This is a genomic window from Gilliamella sp. App6-5 (genome assembly GCF_001690525.1).
GTDB classification, from domain to species: Bacteria; Pseudomonadota; Gammaproteobacteria; order Enterobacterales; family Orbaceae; genus Gilliamella; species Gilliamella apicola_H.
Map to the genome: position 1 here is coordinate 35,260 of NZ_LZGT01000032.1, position 16,318 is coordinate 51,577.

At 36.9% G+C, this 16,318-nt stretch carries 13 protein-coding genes and 1 pseudogene; 9 read left to right on the forward strand and 5 right to left on the reverse strand.

All coding sequences use genetic code 11. The annotated features are described in order from the left end of the window. The first annotated feature begins 135 nt into the window (after positions 1 to 135). The 5 genes from gshB to purM all read left to right on the forward strand — a co-directional run bounded on the left by gshB (position 136) and on the right by purM (position 3,679). Positions 136 to 1,092 carry a glutathione synthase gene (gene gshB / locus A9G24_RS03860; RefSeq protein ID WP_065637848.1) on the forward strand — a complete coding sequence of 319 codons (957 nt, stop codon included), beginning with the start codon at positions 136 to 138 and terminating at the stop codon, positions 1,090 to 1,092. A 3-nt stretch (positions 1,093 to 1,095) separates the two neighbouring features. Further along, the gene (locus A9G24_RS03865; RefSeq protein ID WP_065637849.1) at positions 1,096 to 1,548 is read left to right on the forward strand and encodes a GNAT family N-acetyltransferase; all 453 of its coding nucleotides are present in this window, start codon (positions 1,096 to 1,098) and stop codon (positions 1,546 to 1,548) included. A 21-nt stretch (positions 1,549 to 1,569) separates the two neighbouring features. After that, on the forward strand, positions 1,570 to 2,127 hold the full coding sequence (locus A9G24_RS03870; protein ID WP_065637850.1) for a YqgE/AlgH family protein: 558 nt from the start codon (positions 1,570 to 1,572) through the stop codon (positions 2,125 to 2,127). 3 nt (positions 2,128 to 2,130) lie between these two features. Then, entirely contained in the window at positions 2,131 to 2,541 is a 411-nt protein-coding gene (ruvX, locus tag A9G24_RS03875; protein WP_065637851.1) for a Holliday junction resolvase RuvX, read from the forward strand. A 100-nt stretch (positions 2,542 to 2,641) separates the two neighbouring features. Continuing rightward, positions 2,642 to 3,679 carry a phosphoribosylformylglycinamidine cyclo-ligase gene (gene purM, locus A9G24_RS03880; protein ID WP_065637852.1) on the forward strand — a complete coding sequence of 346 codons (1,038 nt, stop codon included), beginning with the start codon at positions 2,642 to 2,644 and terminating at the stop codon, positions 3,677 to 3,679. Positions 3,680 to 3,855: 176 nt separating this feature from the next. On the opposite strand, the gene A9G24_RS03885 is transcribed toward purM, so the two are convergent. Next, positions 3,856 to 5,460, reverse strand: coding sequence for a hypothetical protein (locus A9G24_RS03885; protein ID WP_065637853.1), 1,605 nt, complete (start codon positions 5,458 to 5,460; stop codon positions 3,856 to 3,858). 606 nt (positions 5,461 to 6,066) lie between these two features. On the opposite strand from A9G24_RS03885, the gene nifJ reads away from it, so the two are divergent. Together nifJ and A9G24_RS03895 are read left to right on the forward strand one after the other, a co-directional pair. After that, positions 6,067 to 9,609 carry a pyruvate:ferredoxin (flavodoxin) oxidoreductase gene (gene nifJ, locus A9G24_RS03890; RefSeq protein ID WP_065637854.1) on the forward strand — a complete coding sequence of 1,181 codons (3,543 nt, stop codon included), beginning with the start codon at positions 6,067 to 6,069 and terminating at the stop codon, positions 9,607 to 9,609. A gap of 258 nt (positions 9,610 to 9,867) precedes the next feature. Further along, entirely contained in the window at positions 9,868 to 11,055 is a 1,188-nt protein-coding gene (locus A9G24_RS03895; RefSeq protein ID WP_081303070.1) for a pyridoxal phosphate-dependent aminotransferase, read from the forward strand. Between the two features lie 83 nt (positions 11,056 to 11,138). On the opposite strand, the gene A9G24_RS03900 is transcribed toward A9G24_RS03895, so the two are convergent. From A9G24_RS03900 to zapB, 4 genes are all read right to left on the reverse strand, one after another. After that, on the reverse strand, positions 11,139 to 11,672 hold the full coding sequence (locus tag A9G24_RS03900; protein ID WP_081303071.1) for a C40 family peptidase: 534 nt from the start codon (positions 11,670 to 11,672) through the stop codon (positions 11,139 to 11,141). After that, positions 11,620 to 12,978, reverse strand: a complete 1,359-nt coding sequence (locus A9G24_RS03905) for a DUF3482 domain-containing protein (protein WP_065637855.1) — start codon at positions 12,976 to 12,978, stop codon at positions 11,620 to 11,622. The genes A9G24_RS03900 and A9G24_RS03905 overlap by 53 nt, the downstream gene beginning before the upstream one ends. Position 12,979: 1 nt before the next feature. Continuing rightward, positions 12,980 to 14,287, reverse strand: coding sequence for a DUF2868 domain-containing protein (locus tag A9G24_RS03910; protein ID WP_065637856.1), 1,308 nt, complete (start codon positions 14,285 to 14,287; stop codon positions 12,980 to 12,982). Positions 14,288 to 14,365: 78 nt separating this feature from the next. Then, complete coding sequence (zapB, locus tag A9G24_RS03915) at positions 14,366 to 14,611, reverse strand: cell division protein ZapB (RefSeq protein WP_065637857.1); 246 nt, start codon at positions 14,609 to 14,611, stop codon at positions 14,366 to 14,368. 100 nt (positions 14,612 to 14,711) lie between these two features. On the opposite strand from zapB, the gene tpiA reads away from it, so the two are divergent. Together tpiA and A9G24_RS12450 are read left to right on the forward strand one after the other, a co-directional pair. Beyond that, complete coding sequence (gene tpiA / locus A9G24_RS03920) at positions 14,712 to 15,476, forward strand: triose-phosphate isomerase (RefSeq protein ID WP_065637858.1); 765 nt, start codon at positions 14,712 to 14,714, stop codon at positions 15,474 to 15,476. A gap of 156 nt (positions 15,477 to 15,632) precedes the next feature. Next, positions 15,633 to 16,318: pseudogene (locus A9G24_RS12450) on the forward strand (transposase); the annotation flags it as partial.

Genomic DNA, 16,318 nt, shown 5'->3' on the forward strand with positions numbered 1-16,318 from the left:
GCGCTTGTAGCGAGTATGATATCAGAAAGCACTGCGTTGAGTATCACCATAAAACATCTGTTAAGAAGTTTCAGAAAATATCAACGTTTTAGTATAAAATCTAATTAAACAAGATAACATCAGTAAGGAGTCATCATGATAAAGCTGGGCATTGTAATGGATCCCATTAGTCATATCAAAATAAAAAAAGATTCCAGTTTTGCCATGCTACATGAAGCACAAAAACGTGGATATCAACTTTTTTATATGGAGATGAATGATCTCTTCTTACGAAATGGTGAAGCTTATGCAACAACACGTACATTAACGGTTTATAACGATAATCATCATTGGTTTGATGTAAGCGAAGAACAGAGCATACCATTAACTGACCTTGATGTTATTTTAATGCGAAAAGATCCCCCTTTTGATACTGAATATATTTATGCTACTTATATTTTAGAACGTGCTGAAGCTAAAGGTGTGTTGGTAGTTAATAAACCACAAAGTCTGCGCGATTGTAACGAAAAGCTCTTTACTGCATGGTTTGCCGAGTTTACCCCTGAGACACTGGTTACTCGTCAAACTCAGCATATTAAAGCATTCCACCAAACACATCATGATATCATTTTAAAACCTCTTGACGGTATGGGTGGCTCATCTATATTTAGAATCAAACAAGACGATCCTAATGTTTCAGTGATTATTGAAACTTTAACCGAACATAACACTCGTTATTGCATGGCTCAAAACTTTATTCCTGCGATTAAAGACGGCGATAAACGTGTTTTAGTCGTCGATGGCGAGCCTGTACCTTATTGTTTAGCGCGAATTCCACAAAAAGGCGAAACACGAGGCAACCTTGCTGCCGGTGGCCATGGTGAAGTTAGAGCATTAAGCGATAGTGATTGGCATATAGCTAAAAGCATTGCTCCTATTTTAAAAGAAAAAGGTCTTCTATTTGTAGGACTTGATATTATTGGTGATAAGTTAACCGAAATTAACGTTACCAGCCCAACCTGCGTTCGCGAAATAGAAGCTGCCAATCCCGACCTGTCAATCACCGGTATGTTAATGGACGCAATTGAACATCGATTAAATAAAAAGAGTTAAGCAATGATTAGAGAATATAAGCCCGAAGATTTAAACAGCGTAATGGCAATATGGTTGCAAGGTAATTTGCAAGCTCATGAATTTATCAATCCCGAATTTTTTAAACAAAATTATGATTTAGTAAAAATGCTCATTCCAATGTCCACTTTATACGTGCAAGATCTTAACGGCGTACAAGGATTTATTGGTTTAACCGAAAACTATATTTCAGGACTGTTTGTTGATCAAGATCACCGCCGGCAAGGAATCGGTCACGCATTAGTTAACAAGGCAAAACAACGCCATAACGAATTATTAGTGCATGTTTATAAAAAAAATAGTGCGGCAATTGATTTTTATCTTGCTCAGAATTTTGATATTGTTTCTGAATCGATCAATGAAGAAACCAATGAACCTGAATTATTAATGCGCTGTCATGTTGAACACAACGTAAAAATTGGCAAATGTGCTTTATAAAATTTACCGAAACGTGAACCTATGAATTTAAAAGATCATTTTATTATTGCTATGCCAACACTTGATGACTCGTTGTTTAGCCATTCGGTTATTTATATTTGTGAACATAATCGCAATGGTGCCATGGGCATTATAATTAATAAACCAATTATGGAACTTAACGTGGCAACCGTCCTTACACGATTAGAAATTACTTCGCCAACAAGTTGTGCTGAATTAGAGTATCCTGTATTTTGTGGTGGACCAATCGCTGATGAGCAAGGATTTATTTTACATACACCTCAGCAAGGATTTGCTTCTAGCATTCAAATTTCGGATGATGTGATGATTAGTACTTCGCTCGATGCGCTTAAATCAATTGGCTCCCCTGAACAACCCCAAAATATTTTTTTGGCATTAGGATATTCAAGCTGGCAGTCATTACAACTTGAGGACGAAATAGCTCGTAATGATTGGTTAGTTACCAATGCTGATCCCAAAATTATTTATGAAGTTGCCATCGATGAGCGCTGGCAAAAAGCTGCTCAAACGCTTGGGGTCAATATGAATACTATCTCGCACCAAATGGGAAATGCATAATCCATGGCAACCATTATTGCGTTTGATTTTGGCACCGTAAGTATTGGTGCCGCTATTGGTCAAGATATTACTAAAACTGCCAATCCTTTGTGCTCGTTTAAAGCGCGTGATGGCATTCCCAACTGGCAAGCTATCGAAAAGGTTTTAAAAGAGTGGAAACCCGATTTTTTAGTCGTTGGTTTACCCTTAAATATGGATGGAACCGAGCAACCTTTAACAGCCCGAGCGCGTAAATTTGCCAATCGTTTACATGGCATGTTTGGTTATCAAGTTCATTTACAAGATGAACGGTTATCAACCGTTGAAGCAAAATCCCACATTTTTGCTTCTCGTGGTTATCGTGCATTAGAAAAAGGTCATGTAGATGCAACTTCAGCCATCATTATTTTAGAAAGTTGGTTTGAAAATAATTAGCAATTTTTAATAAATTGGTTATTTTATCAATAATTAATCGCCATTAAATTTCATCCTTGCTAAAATAATCATCTACTTTCTATTGTAAGGATTGCTTGCTGTGTCAAATAATAAATCTCTCAGTTACAAAGATGCTGGTGTCGATATTGATGCTGGCAATGAACTTGTTGATCGCATCAAATCTATTGTTAAAGAAACTACACGACCAGAGGTTATGGGTGGACTAGGCAGCTTTGGTGCACTATGTGCTATTCCTCAAAAATACAAAGAGCCGATATTAGTATCCGGCACTGATGGTGTAGGGACTAAATTACGCCTTGCAATGGATTTAAACCATCATGAATCAATTGGTATTGATTTAGTAGCAATGTGTGTTAACGATCTGATTGTACAAGGTGCTGAGCCTTTATTTTTCCTTGATTATTATGCTACAGGTAAACTTAATGTTGATGTTGCAGCCACTGTGGTAACTGGTATTGCTGAGGGTTGTAAACAATCAGGGTGTGCTTTAGTGGGCGGTGAAACGGCTGAAATGCCGGGTATGTACCATAATAATGATTATGATTTAGCTGGATTTTGTGTTGGCGTTGTTGAAAAGTCAGCCATGATCGATGGTAGCAAAGTGCAAGATGGCGATGCATTAATTGCATTAGCTTCAAGCGGCGCTCATTCTAATGGCTATTCATTAGTACGTAAAATTATTGAAGTCAGTGGCGTAAACCCTGCTACCGAAGAGCTAAATGGCAAACCTCTTGCCGATCACTTACTTGCACCAACTAAGATCTATGTTAAGTCTGTTCTTGATCTTATCGCTCAAGTTGAAGTGCACGCCATTGCCCATATTACAGGTGGTGGATTTTGGGAAAACATTCCGCGTGTTTTACCTGACAATACTCAAGCAGTCATCAATGAATCAAGTTGGCAATGGCCAGCCATATTTGATTGGCTACAACAAGCTGGTAATGTTAGTCGTTACGAAATGTACCGCACTTTTAACTGTGGTGTCGGTTTAATTATCGCATTACCTAAACAATCAGCCGATAAAGCAATTACTTTACTAAATAACCATGGTGAAAAAGCGTGGTTATTAGGTGAAATTAAACACGCTACATCAGGCGAGCGCGTTGTAATAAAATAAATTGTATTTTCATATTATCCATCTAATCCATTAAGATAATAAATTAGATGGATAATATGCTACTTTTTCAGATCGTTATTGCCAGCTCGTAACAATTTGCAAACGTCTAACTGTATCATTTAATAAATCTTTTTTAGCTATTATTTTGTGACAAACGATCGAATTACTTTATCACATTAAGGACTTACACATGCTACTCTATTTGTATTATATAAATGACTAGAAATAGCAATAGTATTAATGTTACCACCACCCGAACCAACGCTATACCATTCATTCCTACTTCGCGTTTGATAAGCCCAATAGTCGTAGACATTCCAGTCAGTATCAGGATAACCACTATTTGCGTCGCTCATAACGCCCCACTCATTAAAGAATCCTCCAACCCAGTGGTTACCGTCTCGGTAACTTAAAGCTCTTCGGTACATATCGATATTTCTGCCTGGTATCCCACTATTCCAACCAATATCTGGACGATTCGCATTAGTATAATCTTCAACACCAGGAATCCGATAACCATATCCTAAACTGTTACAAAAATTATGTGCATTCCAATACCCGTTTGCTTCTCCAGGGAGAGGGATAAACCAACGCTCTATTTTAAAATTATAAATTAAGTGACCGCCAATATTATCAGAATATAATTTAAATTCTGTTGATAAGAATTCTTTATTTTCCCAGCTTAGAGTCGGTCCAATTAGTTCAACTTTTAGATCCCACACCCTCTCTGGATAGCTAATACTTCCCCAACCATGCGTAGTTGCCGCACTTAATTGCAATCTTACGTTCCCTTCAATTCCCTGTACTGTTGAGCCATTGACTGCAATAACTTGCTCTGGTGTAATACCTACCAACAGCAGATAGAAAAACATTTTGTTTGAGCCTGTCATTGGAAAATTATTAGTTGGGTTGTTAAATGGTTGCACTTTAAAACCTTTTTTTCTAACCCAATATTCCCTTTGTTCATCACCTTGTTGTGCATGTAAACTTGGCTGTGCAAAACAGACTTTTGCATTTATTCGATTCGGATTAATATAGTAACTATGGCTCGCATTATTAAAGTAAGTAGTTTTAGGTATACCGTATTCAGTTGATAAATAGCCCTCCGTTGCACTTAATGTGAGCTGATAAGGTGCATTGCAAAAATCTAATTTCATATTTGGGTTAGCTTTAACATCCTCCGTAATATCTTTACCACTGCTATCTTGCCATTTAATCGTCAAAATACCTGTTGCATTAATACCTCTATCCCCGTCATCATCTCGACCATAATTATATGGTGCATTAACCAAATTAGTTAACGAAACTTCAGGATAATTTGAAACAGGCACTATGGTTTGAATATCAGCAAAAATATTGGTTATATTTGGCATCTCTATTGGGTTGTCTACACTTGAGATATCTACTGTCGCATTTGGGTACAGAACGCTATTTATACCTGGTGGTATATAACTGCTATTCGGTAGTTTTATGCCTAACAACCCTTCAACGCTTTTTACCTTGGTTGCTCCACCATCAAACATTAAATACGGTGCTGTACCTTGAATAACGCCTGAAGTTTGCGCTGATAATGCCTGTAAACTTAGCGAATACGGTAATAATAACAATGGAGCAAAAAACAACAACGATTTTGATAAAAATTTGCGCTTTAGCGAAAATTTGAGATATTTTGCCAGCTTCAATGACAAAAATAAGAATAGTGTCTGTTTTTGACTACTGTGATAATTAGAAAGATTTAGGGAAAAAGATTGCCAATGCTTGTGCCTAATACGATAGCGCACAACATTCCACCCGTAAAGTAAATTTTTGTTTTATTTGAATTTTTAATAATTAATCGCTTATTTAATGAGCAATTAATACTGCAAAAGTGTCTGAATTATAGACTACTTAAAATGACTTCGCTAGTTTTTTTGTTACTGTTTGTAATACTTTGTTAGGCTTGAGATAAAAGTATCTATCTTTGAGATATTTTTTGATAATAATTAGTTTTTTAGCTTTAAGCGGTATATACTCTTAAATACTTTTTATAAAAGTATAATCTAAAAAGCAAATCATAGTTGTATAAATTCCCCCCGTAATCAATACACAACTTACGTAGAAAATTATGGTATTTGTTTTAATATCTTATATTCTAGAAATATCATATATTTAATACATTACAAGATCTTTACTTTTATAAGTAATAACTCAAATTATAATAAACAACGTGAATAATTTCTAAAGTTTAAGTTAATTGACTTTAGTTTTTATCGATATTTTTATCTAGAGTTGTAATGATAAAAAATTTAACATAAAAATAACGAAAAGCTATGTTAGTTTCTGATACAATAATACAAATTTATAATAAGTTAGTAATGTCATAACACTATAAAATAAAAGGTTTTTTAATGATCATATCAGACGCTAATAGTGCGGTGTCATCCGTCGCTTATCGAGCAAACGAAGTCATTGCTATTTACCCAATCACACCAAGCTCAACTATGGCAGAGCAGGCTAGTACATGGGCAGAATTTAACAAGCCAAACGTATTTGGTGATACACCAAGAGTGATTGAAATGCAGTCCGAAGCAGGTGCAATTGCAACCGTTCATGGTTCATTAATGACAGGTGCACTTGCAACTTCGTTTACTTCATCACAAGGTTTGCTTTTAATGATCCCATCGCTGTACAAAATAGCCGGCGAACTGACTCCTTTTGTTTTGCATGTTGCAGCGCGTACCGTTGCAACGCATGCTCTTTCAATTTTTGGCGATCATTCTGACGTGATGGCAATTAGGCAAACTGGTTTTGCGATGCTTTGTTCTAGCTCAGTGCAAGAAGCGCAGGATTTCGCCTTAATTTCGCAAATGGCCAGCTTTAATAGTCGCGTACCTTTTATTCACTTTTTTGATGGATTTAGAACGTCACACGAAGTTAATAAAATCTATCCAATTAGCGATGACCAAATCCGTAACTTATTACCACACGAAGCCATTAAAGCCTATCGCTCGCGTGCTTTAACACCTGATAACCCAGTAACACGCGGTACATCAGCTAATCCAGATACCTACTTTCAATGTCGTGAAGCAATAAATACCTATTATGATAATGTCTATCAACATGTTGTTGATGCTATGGATGCTTTTGCAGCAGAAACTGGCCGAAAGTATCAACCTTTTGAATATTATGGTGCTAGTGATGCGGAGCATATTATTATAGTTATGGGATCTGGTGCGAGCACCACCAAAGAAGTAGTCGATGTTTTACTTAAACAAAACGAAAAAGTCGGGGTTGTGATCGTTAGGCTATTCCGCCCATTTTCAGCCAATCATCTGCTCGAAGTTATTCCAAGTACTGTTAATAAAATTGCCGTTCTTGATAGAACCAAAGAGCCGGGAGCACAAGCCGAACCGCTTTATTTAGATATTATGACCGCATTTGCTGAAAGTCTATCGCGCAAAGAACGCGCAACTATGCCTCTTATTATAGGTGGACGTTATGGGTTATCATCTAAAGAATTTGATCCTCGTTGTGTACTTGCCATTTTTAGCGAACTGGGATTAGATAAACCCAAATCACGTTTTACCGTTGGTATTTATGATGATATAACAGGGCTTTCTTTACCATTACCCGAACAATCCATTCCACAAAAATCCGCTCTTGAAGCCCTATTTTATGGGCTTGGTAGTGATGGCACAGTGTCGGCAACCAAAAATAATATTAAAATTATCGGTGATAGCTCACCTTTTTATGTACAAGGGTATTTTGTTTATGACTCTAAAAAAGCAGGTGGTTTGACTACTTCGCACTTACGAGTTAGCTTAGAGCCAATTGATTCCCCTTATTTAATTACCAGTGCCCATTTTATTGGGTGCCACCAAGATCAGTTTATCGATAAATATCAAATTGTTAATAAATTAAAAGACGATGGTATCTTTTTGCTTAACACGCCATATAGCAAAGATGAAATTTGGCATCGCCTTCCGAAAGAAGTCCAAGTGCAATTAATTCAAAAACGAGCACATTTTTATATCATTAATGCAGCAAAAATTGCACGTGAATGTAATTTAGGAGCAAGAATTAATACTGTTATGCAGGCGGCGTTTTTTCACCTAGCTGAAATTTTTAAAAATGATTTTAATATTACCCAATTAAAAGAAGTCATTGCAAAAAGTTATAGCAGTAAAGGACAAGATTTGGTTGAAAATAACTGGAAAGCACTCGATTTAGCTATAGCCTCACTTGAGCAAATTCCTCTTAGCTGTGTTGACCAAAGTAGTGCCATGATGCCACCAATTGTGCCAGCTAACGCGCCTAATTTTGTTAAAACAGTCACTGCTGCTATGTTAGCTGGTTTGGGTGATAGCTTACCAGTATCAGCATTCCCACCCGATGGTACATGGCCAATAGGCACAACTAAATGGGAAAAACGTAACATTGCTGAAGAAATTCCAATTTGGCAACCCGAACTGTGTACCCAATGTAATCATTGTGCTGTTGCTTGCCCACATGCTGCCATTCGTGCAAAAGTTGTTGCGCCCGATGATATGGCTAATGCACCAGACTCATTAAGCTCGCTTGAAGTCAAAGCCCGTGATATGAAAGGTCAACGCTATGTGTTGCAAGTTGCACCAGAAGATTGTACTGGCTGCAACTTATGTGTCGAAGTTTGCCCTGCCCGCGATCGCAATAATTTTGCAATTAAAGCAATTAACATGCAATCGCGTATCGACAACCTTGATACTCAACGCACCAATTTTGACTACTTTACGACATTGCCAGATCGCGATATTAATACGCTTGAACGCATTGATGTGCGTACATCGCAATTACTTACACCGCTATTTGAATATTCAGGTGCTTGTGCTGGTTGTGGTGAAACGCCATATATTAAATTGTTAACGCAACTTTATGGCGACCATTTGGCGATTGCTAATGCCACTGGGTGTTCATCCATTTATGGCGGTAATCTTCCATCATCACCTTACACTACTGATAATGCTGGTCGTGGGCCGGCTTGGGCAAATTCACTATTTGAAGATAATGCTGAATTTGCATTAGGGTATCGTATTACTTATGATCAACATAAAAAACGGGCATTGCGTTTACTTGATTATGTTGCTGGTGACATTTCGCCCGAAATTGTCATAGCATTAAAATCATCAGAGACATCTATCGCTGAAAAACGGCAACAAGTCGAGTTATTATGTGAACAGCTAGCGCATCTCGACTCATTTCAAGCGCAAGAATTGATGCAAGATGCAAATTACTTGATAGATAAATCAGTTTGGGCCATTGGAGGTGATGGTTGGGCTTACGATATTGGATTTGGCGGGCTTGATCATGTCATGAGCTTAACCGATAACGTAAATGTATTGGTGTTAGACACCCAGTGTTATTCTAATACAGGAGGTCAACAATCAAAAGCCACCCCAATGGGCGCGGTATCAAAATTTGCTGATTTAGGTAAGCATAAAGCCCGTAAAGATCTTGGTGTGAGTGTAATGATGTATGGGCATGTATACGTGGCACAAATTGCGTTAGGCTCACAGCTAAATCAAACTCTCAAAGCCTTACAAGAAGCCGAAGCATATGATGGACCATCGCTCATTATTGCTTATAGCCCTTGTGAAGAACATGGCTATGATCTTGCTAAATCGCATGAGCAGATGAAGGATTTAGTTAAATCAGGATTCTGGCCTTTGTATCGTTACGATCCACGCCGTATGGCAGAAGATAAACCAGCTTTGGTATTAGATTCAAAAGCGCCAAACAGCGAGTCATTAACCGGTATCTTACTAAAAGAACAGCGTTTTCGCCGTTTAGAAACACTTGAACCCGTGATTGCCAACACCTTGCATGAGCGTTCAACCAAAATGGTGAATTCTAAATATAAGTTTTTGCAGATGCTGGCAACCTATTCAGATATTGAAACACCGGCAGATAGCTAACAGTAACCACGCTACTTAACAAAACATTCCAAAGGACTGTTATTTATAACGGTCCTTTTTTATACACGTTCTTGAGCAATAAAGCACCAATATTGTGCATATTCAAATCAACATGTACTGATAGCAACAACATCATTTCCTACTTTTCGCCGTTGTTACCACATAAATCAAGCTATCCATTGAACATTAAAAACTTGGTATTATTTTTGCTTAATTAATAATTGACCCAATAAGGATCAATTAAACATGAGGTGAATCATGATGTCTAACTTAAATATCAGTAGAAGAAAATTAATCACATTTTCAAGTGTAGCAATAGCCGGATTATCGGTTAATCAATTGTTAGCAAAAGCGTATGCACAAGAAGTACAAAAATCAATTTCATTCTCACTACCTATGCTTGATAAAGTTGTCACGCCAGATGCCACTAATCCTGTTCGACTTAACTTTAACGAAAATGCACTTGGCATGTCACCAAGAGCCAAACAAGCAGCTATTGATGCCATACCTAAAGCTAATAGATATGCAAAAGCCGAGATGCCGCTTTTAAATAAAGCATTAGCTAAACATCACCAAGTGGTAGAAAGTCAAATATTATTAACTGCTGGCTCGTCAGAAGGAATCCGCAGTACTATATCCGCTTTTGTAAAACCAGATACACAACTAGTTATACCAGAACTTACTTATGGTGATGGTGAGCATTTTGCAAAAATTTTTAATTTAAAAATAACCAAAGTTCCATGTTTAACTGATTGGAAAATTGATATAGCAGGATTAAAAAAAGCGGTTGAAGATTATCAAGGATTTTCTATTGTTTATTTAGTTAATCCAAATAATCCAACTTCGACTGTGTTTGGCATTAATGAGATCGAATCATGGATATCAAGTAAACCTAGAAACACAATTTTTATTTTCGACGAAGCATATGCTGAATTTGTTAATGATCCTACTTTTGAATCAGCAGACAAATTTATTACACAAGGATATGAAAATATTGTATTACTTAAAACATTTTCTAAAATTCATGCAATGGCTGGTTTACGTGTAGGCTACATTGTTAGCACAGAGGCTAACATTAAAAATATAGAACAGTATGTAGCAGGTGAAAAATTGAACTATTGTGGTGTTTGTGCCGCATTAGCATCGATAAATGATACTCAATATTTGACCTACTCCAAAAAAGTAGTTGATGTGTCACGCGAGATTATGGAAAAAGTATTGTCAGAATTGGGACTACATTATCTTAAATCAGAAACTAATTTTATGTTTCATAAAGTACCTATCAAGTTAAATGATTATCGTGAATTAATGAAACATAAATTTATATTAGTAGGTCGAGATTTTTCCCCGGCAACTAATTGGTGTCGTATATCACTCGGCACACCAAGTGAAATGCTTTATATAGCTAATGTAATGCGGGAATTAAGAGAAAAAGCGATGATTTAATCATAAACCAAATTAATAATTAAAGCGCTCTAAATCAATTAAATTGAGAACGCTTTAATTTAAATACTAGATAAATCTCAATGTTAGCTACCAGTTAAACGGCGTGCCATCCAGTAATGTTTCTTCCAGTAGCTTTCATTTAAGTTAGAATAGGTAACCCCTTTCGACGTTGAAGCATGCAAAAATTTACCATCTGCATAGTAAATACCTACATGTAAACCACTACGGCTACGACCCGTTTTAAAGAACACCAAATCACCTGCTTTAGGCTTCTTCACCTTGACACCTAATTTAGCTTGCTCTGCAGCACTTCTCGGTAAGGTTTTTGAAAGTTTATTTTTGAAAAAGTTCATCACCAAAGCAGAACAGTCACTACCCGCTAAAGTTGTACCTCCATAACGATATGGCGTATTTTGCCATTTTTTATAGTGAGATTCTATTTTAGCTAACATAGTTGGGCTAGGTTTAGTACTCTTAACAGCAACTTGACCTTGGCTAGTACTACAACCAAATAACATAAAGATAGAAAAGATCAACGTAGTTATTAAAAAAAGTTGCTGTAAATTAATGCAATTGCTCAGCAACGTCCCTAATAGTCGATTGTCTTTTTTTGTCATTTCTTTTTATTCCTTTATTTAAAGTCGACCAATGCGAATAACGTCTTGCTACCTTTAGGCTTTTAGGTAATATTCCCTTTTCCCATTCACTTTTATCTAATTTAGATAATTTAACAGGACTCATGTCCGCATGGCTGCGATGATTTAGACTTTCTTTTAGGCGAATTAATCGCAAAGAAAGAAAACAAATAATAACATCATCAACACTTAATTTACTATAACCAGAAAGCTGATACCGCATTCTAGCACCATAATGTTTTGCAGTTTGCATTAAACTACCCACAGCTGCGCCAATTAACGCAGCCGAGCCTAGCGAAATTCCTCCGGTTGCTAAGTCAATACTTGCACCTATCGTTGCGCCAGACACAAAGCCTTTAGTCAAATGAATACCCATTGTTTTAAATGCATCAACATTAAAAAGGTCAGCATTATAACGACCTTTGATTAAAGGCAAATTTTCTTCACTCTCTTGAGTTGAATCGAATTGATATAACTTTAGTAATTCGTTAATCGCTATTTGTTCTCGCTTTCTGACTTTATTTTGCATATCAGTAATTGCTTGATTATCATTTAATTTAGCCATTTCGTAAAAGGCCGTGACATCAACAAGAGTTTCAGCAATAATTTGATTAGCGGTTTGATTGCGAGATTCACGAATTTGTGCGACTTTATCTAGCCAATTATCTAATATTTCTTTAGCTGGCTCAACCAGTAAAGCAAGGCTATAATATAAACGCTCCTCACCATCTAGGGGAGGAAATATAGCGTCAAAGCGTATAATAGCATGAATCCCAATGCGTGACAGTAACTTTTTCCATTCCTTTTCATTCTGATCGCTACCAGAGATAAAATTTAAAACGGCTAATATGGGTTTATCACTATTGGCTAAAATAGCTAATTCATCGTGATACTTGGCCAATACTGGCTCGCGTGCATCAATGACATAAATGGCTGCATCGCTATTTAACAATTGTCTGATCACTTTAGCTTCTTGATTAAATACGTTTTCGGACTCTGGGCTTTGTAAAAAAAATGTTAATTTATCAATACCATCAAGTTTTGAATTAGCGGGAACAAGTTGGTTAATGTAATCATAAAGCGCTAAGCTGTCTTCTAACCCTGGGGTATCATAAAAAACAATCGATTTATTATGTTCAAGTGGCAATGTTATTGATTCAACATGTCTTGTAGTACCGGGGCTATCAGACACATGACCAAAATGACTGTTACGAATCAAAGTACGAAGTAACGACGTTTTTCCAACATTAGCATGACCGACTACTGCTAATTTTAACGTTGATAGCATATTAAAGGTCCTCGCTTAGCCAATCAGGTTGAGCTAACTGAAAAGATAGCAATTGCCAATTATGATACTGTTTGCCTTGATTAATAAACCAAATACGAGTTTGCAGTGATTTATTAATCAACTGATGAATAAAATTCAATACCCCCCGATCGGGCGATCTATCGGTATCAATCGCTATTAACAGTTTTTTGGCTGGTGTCAATTGTAAATAATCTAAAATCTTGCTACGCTGCTCACGAGTATTTAAAAAACCTAAAAATGAAACAGATTCTGGATAATGCCAACTTTCTTGCACATCTATTGCAACCAAAAATGCACCCTCGCCGTTTTCAATTGAATGTATTGGTAAATACCATTGATTGCTAGTACTGCCAAATTGATCTGCATCCTCAATCTTAACAGACAGTGGCTGTAATTGATTTGCTAATATCTGATAATCAGGGTGTGTAGTATTTAGCGTAATTCGACGGCAACTAACCAACCAATTAACACCACAAAATACCATACATAAAAATCGTACCACCAATCCATAGACAATAAACACGCCAAGCAACCAAACAGCCCATGATGAACGTACTTCACCAGCGCTTAGCGCATGTTCGCTTAGTTTTATGACTTCGTCCTTAGGAATTTCAAAACCAAATAATGATGGTAAGTAACCTAAATAGTGAGTTAAAGCAATAACAGTATCAGAACTAAGCAGCGTTGTTTGCCATTCAAAGCTATAATGCTTGGTTGAAAATAGCACAACTAACACCAATAACGAACTACTTAAGATCACAGTCCAAAACAGATTAAGCACAAAACCGATAAGCCAACGAATGCGCGATCCAAACAGCTCAACAAACGCCGGTATAAGTTGCTGCACTGTCTTTTTTTGAGAAAGCTTTTTAGCTAACCATAACCAACAATGAATCAATAAACTTCCACCAAAATTAGCAAAAAATAAGAACGAACCAAACCAAATAGATAATGTAATTAGATGCACACCTAATAAGCTAAAAAGTACCCAATACAAATTGATTGGATTTTGGCTTAACGCCCCCAATGCTAAAGAACTCCCCAAAAACACAGATAACAACAGTAATAGCACAAAAGAGAATTTAACAGATCGCAACAGTATTTTTTGCGCCGAATATAGCCCATTTTGTTTAGACAACATGGTTGCTCGCATCACAATTCGATCTGTAAGCGATATTTGTTCTGCTCTTACTTGTCGGTTAATATCTTGGTCGGCAAATCGTCCAGACTCAGTTTCAATTAAATGGATGGTTTCGGTCAGCCAGAGAGATTTTAGCTTTTGTCGCATTAGATTTAATCTTCGCCATTATGATGAATATAATATAAAAGAAACGCGACCTAAGTCGCGTTAAAAAAATCGAATCAATTACTGTGTTATTTCACCAATCTTGCTTAGTAAAGTTTGAATACGTTGTTGCCATACTTGCTGATCTTGTTTCAGTTTTTCGTTTTCGTCGCGTAACGCTTTCATTTCATCAGAACTATCATTAATCAGTTGCTCCAACTCTTGATTACCTTGCTTTAAAGTAGCAATCTCTTGTTGTAATGTAGTGATAGTATTAATTGTATGTTGGATTCGACTTTCTAATTGATTTAATATTTCTAATGACATATTTTTCCTCAAGCTCAATTTATTTGATGTATAATAGATAGTATTATAACCAATTCATTCTGAAATCAACACCTTTTTAAATCTTAAGTTGGAGAAAATTATGCGAAAACCTCTCGTTATGGGTAACTGGAAACTCAATGGTAGTATTGAAATGGCAAAAAACTTAGTGGCAGAGCTAAAAAATGAGCTATCAACCAATACTCAATGCGATATTGCCATTGCCCCACCAGTTGTTTATTTAGACTTTATCAAACATCAATTAGGTAAATCTAATATTATTTTAGGTGCACAAGATGTAGGAGTTAACTTATCGGGTGCTTTTACTGGTGAAGTATCAGTCAATATGCTCAAAGAAGTTGGCGTAACTCACATTATCATTGGTCATTCTGAACGTCGCACTTATCACAAAGAATCTGATGAATTTATTGCTAAAAAATTTGGTGTAATTAAAGAGGCTGGTTTAGTACCTGTATTATGTATTGGTGAAACCGAAGCCGAAAACGAAGCCGGTCAAACACAAGCTGTTTGCGCGCGCCAAATTGATGCAGTTATTAAAGCGCTTGGCGTTCAAGCATTTAACTGTGCTATTATTGCTTATGAACCAGTTTGGGCTATTGGAACTGGTAAATCAGCAACTCCAGCACAGGCGCAAGCAGTCCACAAATTTATTCGCGATCATATTGCCAAACAAGATACAAAGGTAGCACAACAAGTGATCATTCAATATGGTGGTTCTGTTAACGATAAAAATGCTGCCGAACTATTTACTCAGCCAGACATTGATGGTGCATTAGTTGGTGGAGCATCATTAAAAGCCGATGCTTTTGCCGCAATCGTTAAAGCTGCTGAACAAGCTAAAAAATAAATCACAAACATAACCAATAATAAAAAGACGCTTATTAGCGTCAGATTGATGACAAAGAACTCGCTTTTTGGCGAGTTCTTTGATCTAATAGAGAGGAGTCCATTATAAGAGAAGTTCTTCTATGCTAAAAAACCAACTCCAGCGACACCAGAAAAAATAGAGCAAATCTCGCTAGATGCGCTTGTCCCTCAAAATCATCTTGTTCGTAAAATAGCTAAAGTCATTGATTTTGAATTTATTCGAGAAGCGGTAGCACCACTTTATTGCCCGAATAACGGTCGTCCGGCAGAAGATCCGGTCAGACTGTTTAAAATCATGCTATTGGGGTATCTTTTCGGTATCCCCAGTGAACGTCGTCTGGTTCAGGAAATTCAGGTCAATTTAGCTTACCGCTGGTTTCTGGGAATGGGATTAACCGAAAAAGTGATTGAAGCCAAAATCGTCGCCGTCGGTTTAATGACAGTGAAATCTATCAACAGATTTTTGATAATATTGTTGAGCAGGCCATTGCCAAAGGGTTGATAAGTGGTCGGGTTTTATATACGGACAGTACTCACCTAAAAGCAAATGCCAATAAAGGCAAAGCACGTAATGAGCAGCGTATTGTTGAGCCCAGTCAATATATTGATGCGCTTAATCAAGCCATCAACGCAGAAAGAGAATTAAACGGAAAAAAGCCTTAAAGCCATCGACGGTAGAGAAATACAAGGAGGTTAAAGTCAGTACAACAGATCCAGACAGTGGCTTTATGCATCGGGAAGGCAAGCCTAAAGGGTTCTTCTACTTAGATCACCGAACGGTTGATGGCAAACATAATTTAATTACCGATACCTATGTCACAG

Coding starts and splice junctions, on each gene's coding strand:
- nifJ (WP_065637854.1), top strand. CDS start 6,067: ATGATCATATCAGACGCTAATAGTGCGGTGTCATCCGTCGCTTATCGA.
- A9G24_RS03865 (WP_065637849.1), top strand. CDS start 1,096: ATGATTAGAGAATATAAGCCCGAAGATTTAAACAGCGTAATGGCAATA.
- zapB (WP_065637857.1), bottom strand. CDS start 14,611: ATGTCATTAGAAATATTAAATCAATTAGAAAGTCGAATCCAACATACA.
- gshB (WP_065637848.1), top strand. CDS start 136: ATGATAAAGCTGGGCATTGTAATGGATCCCATTAGTCATATCAAAATA.
- A9G24_RS03910 (WP_065637856.1), bottom strand. CDS start 14,287: ATGCGACAAAAGCTAAAATCTCTCTGGCTGACCGAAACCATCCATTTA.
- ruvX (WP_065637851.1), top strand. CDS start 2,131: ATGGCAACCATTATTGCGTTTGATTTTGGCACCGTAAGTATTGGTGCC.
- A9G24_RS03900 (WP_081303071.1), bottom strand. CDS start 11,672: ATGACAAAAAAAGACAATCGACTATTAGGGACGTTGCTGAGCAATTGC.
- A9G24_RS03905 (WP_065637855.1), bottom strand. CDS start 12,978: ATGCTATCAACGTTAAAATTAGCAGTAGTCGGTCATGCTAATGTTGGA.
- A9G24_RS03870 (WP_065637850.1), top strand. CDS start 1,570: ATGAATTTAAAAGATCATTTTATTATTGCTATGCCAACACTTGATGAC.
- A9G24_RS03895 (WP_081303070.1), top strand. CDS start 9,868: ATGATGTCTAACTTAAATATCAGTAGAAGAAAATTAATCACATTTTCA.
- tpiA (WP_065637858.1), top strand. CDS start 14,712: ATGCGAAAACCTCTCGTTATGGGTAACTGGAAACTCAATGGTAGTATT.